Raw genomic sequence first — 2,871 nt, forward strand, 5'->3', positions numbered from 1 at the left:
ATCGCCCGACTCAAACGCCACCGCGGCGTGGCCACCCGCTACGACAAGTTAGCCGTCCGCTTCCAGGCCGTCCTGACCATCACCATCATCTGCGAGTGGCTCTGACCCGCTTATGAAACACGCCTTAGTCGCGTCGCAGCCGGGGTCCGATGAGGGCGAACACGACCCCGAGTAGTAGCCCGTACGCGAGGTGGCCGGCCAGGCTGCGCCAGGCGGTGGTGTTGAGTTCGAAGATCATTTCGTTCATGCCGAGCCAGGCGGGCATGATCAGTAGGGCGCCGACGACCCACCACAGCACCCCGTAGGCGAGCCCGATACCGATCGCGGGTAGCAGGGTGGAAGCCCACCGGCCGAACAGGATCGCGAAGATCGCGCCGAACAGGGCCGAGTTGAACAGGTGGACCAGCCAGCCCACGGCGACGGACTCGCTGTCTATGAGCATGGCCACCATGGGCAGCATGTCCCACGCCTGCATCAGGATCCCGAATACCAGGCCGCCGGCCAGTCCGCCGGCGATTCCGGCGATCACGCGGGCAGGCAGAGTGACCGTTCCGGTGGCGGTGTAAGTGGGGCCCTCCGTGGGCCTGTGGGGTTGTCATCGTGAGCCTCCCTGGCACCGTTGGCACCAGCGCCAACCCGGTCGCTGGTCTCAACAAGAAGGGACGCGTAGCCGCGGGTTTGCTTGCATCCTGGCGCGGCGTGGACGGTGCGAAAATAGGGTGCGCGGCGTGTTCTCGGGACGGTCGGACGGCGCGCGCAGGCAGATCGTCGTGTGGGCGGGTGCAATCAGTGGGGGGGGCGCGGCGGGTCCTACCCGGGCAGATGGGTGGGCCGATGAGCGACGACGAGTTTGTGCGAATGGTGGGTGAGCACCTGGACCTGGTTTACAACCTGGCCCGGCGGTTGGCCCGCACCCGCCCGCAGGCCGAGGATCTGGTCCAGGAGACTTACCTGCGCGCGTTGCGGGGCTGGCGCCGCCAACCGCCGGACGATGCACGGGCGTGGCTGGCCACGATTTGCCTCAACATCGCGCGGGCCGGGTGGCGGCGCGATGCCGGCCGGCCAACTGAGGTGCTCGACCCGTACGCCGGCGCGAGCGTGGTGTCCGGGCATGACACCGCCGCCGAGGCGATCAGCGGCACGATCCGGGACCAGGTGCACCAGGCGCTGTGGCAGCTGCCGGCCGTCCAGTGCTGCGTCGCCCCCGCGCGGTGGCCGCCGCCGTCCTGGCACTGGTCGCCGCGGTGAGTGCGGTGGTCGCCGTCCGCGCCGCCAGCCCGGCGGCGGAGCCGGTGCAGATCACCCTGGCCGTGACCGGCTACCGCAACGACCGGCTGCCCGGGACAGGCATCCCCGACCAGACCGCGCCCGACCTGACCAGGCTGCGGCTGGCCGAGACCGGTGCCGGCACCGGCCACCTCGCCGGGCAGCCAGTCAACGGCTACGCCTACCGCGACGACACCGGCCGCCGGGTGTTGATCTACACCTCCGACCAGCCGTTCCCGATGCCGGAACGCGCCGACCACCCCACCGGCCCGTCGTGGGGCGGCCATCACGACCCACCGCGGGGTAGCCCTACTCTGCTCCCGCTACCCCTACAAGGCACTCGTCCTGGGTGACGACCAACGCCTCGTCTGGCAGGTGGCCACCGCCCTGGACCTGACCTGATCCACGCGGCGACTGCGACGGGCGAAGCGCCGGTTAGCCGCCGCGGTGCCACGGTCAGGACGCTGCGGTGACAAGCTGGCGACTTGCTGGCGGGATGGTCAGTGTGCCAGGTCGATGATCGGGTATACGGCGGCGGCCGTGCGGTCGGCGGCGTGGCGGGTCTGGGTGAGGGTGGCGCGCAGGGCTTGCAGGTCGGCGATGGTCCGGTCGATGTCGATGATGTGGGCGTCGGGCGGTTCCCGGACGGTGCCGCAGGGCGGTGCGCCGTCGCGGTGGATGGTCAGGACCGCGGCAATGTCCTCCAGGCTGAGCCCGAGGGTGCGGGCGCGCCGGATGAAGGTGTTCCTCGGCGTCGATGTCCGCGACGGCCGAGACGCCGCCAACGCCTTCGTGCAGGCGTTCGGACACACCTGGCCCAGCCTGTTCGACCCGGCCGGCCGCGTCGCGCTCGCGTTCCAGGGCGTGCCACCCACCGTCGCACCGGCCACCGTCAGCCGTGGCGCGCAAGGGTTTCCCGACCCCTGACCGCCCCAGCGGCCCTGTAACACGCGGTGCATGAGGCGGCGTTCGACCCGCTCGGCGACATCGAGCAGGTACGGCTCGCGCAGCGGCGGCGGGCGGAGTGGTCGTTATGGTCCGGCGTGGTCTCGGCCCGGTTCGTTTTGCTGTTTGACACCGCTCGGCCGGGGCTGGGCTCGTGGTCTGCGACGGTGCGCTGTGTAGCCCCAGACGGTCGCGGCCAGCCATACGGGCGTGAGCAGCAGCGCCACGGATGTGGGGTAGTGGTTCGGCAGGACCTGACGGTTGCCGGGTTGCACCTCGATCGCTTGGCCTGCCAGGCCCCAGGCGGCGATGAGGAGCACGAACGCGGACACGATGAGCGCGAATCTGATCGGTGCCCGCCACGCTGGTGGCACCAGACGGAAGGTGACGGCGGCGAAGCCGAATACCAGCGGTAGGAGCACGAGGTCGTGGAGCAGGAGTATGACCACGAAGCGGCGGATCATGCCCCACTGCGCGGATGCTGGGGAGACGAGCGTCTCGTTGGCGTACGGCCAGGTTTGGATCGGGTCGCGCCAGAGCAGCAGCACACCGTAGCCGATCATGAGGGTGCCGATGCCGACGCTGATCCAGAAGATCCGGTCCGGTCGGGCGGTCGTGGCGTCGGGCGTGTCGGCTGACGGCGTCCCGGCGGGGGCGGGT

At 70.4% G+C, this 2,871-nt stretch carries 5 protein-coding genes and 1 pseudogene; 3 read left to right on the forward strand and 3 right to left on the reverse strand.

What is annotated here, in order from left to right; genetic code table 11:
- Nucleotides 1-105: pseudogene (locus E1165_RS30265) on the forward strand (IS5/IS1182 family transposase); the annotation flags it as partial.
- A gap of 19 nt (nucleotides 106-124) precedes the next feature.
- Here the strand turns inward: E1165_RS30265 and E1165_RS28345 are convergent.
- Nucleotides 125-529, reverse strand: coding sequence for a hypothetical protein (locus tag E1165_RS28345; protein WP_243705033.1), 405 nt, complete (start codon nucleotides 527-529; stop codon nucleotides 125-127).
- A gap of 305 nt (nucleotides 530-834) precedes the next feature.
- Between E1165_RS28345 and E1165_RS28350 the strand changes: the two genes are divergently transcribed.
- Both E1165_RS28350 and E1165_RS28355 read left to right on the forward strand, forming a co-directional pair.
- Nucleotides 835-1,248 carry an RNA polymerase sigma factor gene (locus E1165_RS28350; RefSeq protein ID WP_243705034.1) on the forward strand — a complete coding sequence of 138 codons (414 nt, stop codon included), beginning with the start codon at nucleotides 835-837 and terminating at the stop codon, nucleotides 1,246-1,248.
- Entirely contained in the window at nucleotides 1,191-1,619 is a 429-nt protein-coding gene (locus tag E1165_RS28355) for a hypothetical protein (protein WP_165945352.1), read from the forward strand. The genes E1165_RS28350 and E1165_RS28355 overlap by 58 nt, the downstream gene beginning before the upstream one ends.
- A gap of 147 nt (nucleotides 1,620-1,766) precedes the next feature.
- Here E1165_RS28355 and E1165_RS28360 read toward each other — a convergent pair whose 3' ends face one another.
- Nucleotides 1,767-2,078 carry a MerR family DNA-binding protein gene (locus tag E1165_RS28360; protein ID WP_207917066.1) on the reverse strand — a complete coding sequence of 104 codons (312 nt, stop codon included), beginning with the start codon at nucleotides 2,076-2,078 and terminating at the stop codon, nucleotides 1,767-1,769.
- 219 nt (nucleotides 2,079-2,297) lie between these two features.
- Nucleotides 2,298-2,871, reverse strand: a 574-nt coding sequence (locus tag E1165_RS29310) for a hypothetical protein (RefSeq protein ID WP_207917067.1), incomplete at its 5' end; no start/stop codon positions are given.

The organism is Micromonospora sp. KC723, from assembly GCF_004348595.1.
GTDB lineage: Bacteria > Actinomycetota > Actinomycetes > Mycobacteriales > Micromonosporaceae > Micromonospora.

What these genes read in the sequence shown, in the direction of transcription:
- E1165_RS28350 (WP_243705034.1), top strand. Translation starts at nt 835, where the DNA reads ATGAGCGACGACGAGTTTGTGCGAATGGTGGGTGAGCACCTGGACCTG.